A 1259-nucleotide genomic window follows, 5' to 3' on the forward strand; every position below is an offset into this window, starting at 1 on the left:
TTGGGAAATTTTCCTTTTTTCCCCCCAGGGGGGATATAAATTTTCTCAAAGGTAAAACCCACAAAATCAGACTAAATGGCTATTTTTCAGAAATTCTTAATAAAGACCACTACGACGGCGCAGGACTTCTAGTAAAGTTGTCAAGCTGCGGGGAAGGGGTGCTGTGACTGCGACTAAATCGCCAGAAATGGGATGTTGTAGCTGAAGTTTCCAAGCGTGTAATGCTTGTCCCGGCAAATTTACCCCCAGGGAATGACCTGAACTATAAATAGGGTCGCCGACGATAGGATGACCCATTTTGGCACTGTGAACGCGAATTTGATGGGTACGTCCTGTTTCTAGTTGGAAGTGAATTAAGGTGTAGTTGCCAAACCGTTCTTTTGTGCGCCAGTGAGTGATAGCATTGCGTCCACCATCTTCTATAGAAACAATAGCCATTTTTTTACGGTCTTGGGGATTGCGGCCAATGGGTAAATCTATAATTCCGGTTTCTGTTTTGGGAACACCGTAAATTAAGCCTAAATATTCTCTTCTGGCAGTTTTTGCTTGTAGTTGCGCTTGTAGGTGGTGGTAAGCTAGGTCTGTTTTGGCGATCGCAATTGCTCCTGTTGTATCTTTATCTAAACGATGGACTATTCCTGGACGTTGCACGCCACCGATTCCTGGTAAATTGGGACAGTGGGACAAGATAGCATTAACTAACGTTCCGTCAGGATGTCCGGGTGCGGGGTGGACTACTAAACCTGCGGGTTTATTGAGAATGATGAGTTCGTCGTCTTCGTAGAGGATGTCTAGGGGAATATCTTCGGCGATTAGGTCTAAAGGTTGAATGGTGGGAAGTTCCAGGGTAATGCGATCGCCTGTTTTCAGGTTAATCTTTTTAGATGTGCAAATCTTGTCATTAATTTGAACATGACCCTGTTCTATTAACTGCTGGATGCGAGAACGGGATAAATCTGATAACTCTTGGGATAAGTAGCGATCTAGGCGATCGCTATTTTCGGTAACTTGGATGCTATTAATTGCAGACACGATTAGGTATGGGGTGTTTTAAGAAACATTGAGGTTCAAAATGTTCTGGGAGAACCGCTGTACTTCATTTTTTCATCTTATGTTTAAGATAGTTTTTTATTTCTCTAAAAAATCTATAGTAACCTAAAAGTAATACTTGAATACTTATAATTCAAAACCCTTGTAAAATTCACTAATTAAATGATCATGAGAGAAAATTTTAATGATCAATCCCAGCATATTAACAC

1 protein-coding gene is annotated in these 1259 nt (G+C 41.2%); it reads right to left on the bottom strand.

What is annotated here, in order from left to right; translation table 11 throughout:
- Positions 1–96: 96 nt before the first annotated feature.
- Positions 97–1032, bottom strand: coding sequence for an RluA family pseudouridine synthase (locus IQ228_RS26125; protein WP_027402196.1), 936 nt, complete (start codon positions 1030–1032; stop codon positions 97–99).
- Positions 1033–1259: the final 227 nt, after the last annotated feature.

This window comes from Dolichospermum sp. LEGE 00246 (assembly GCF_015207865.1).
Taxonomy (GTDB): domain Bacteria; phylum Cyanobacteriota; class Cyanobacteriia; order Cyanobacteriales; family Nostocaceae; genus Dolichospermum; species Dolichospermum heterosporum.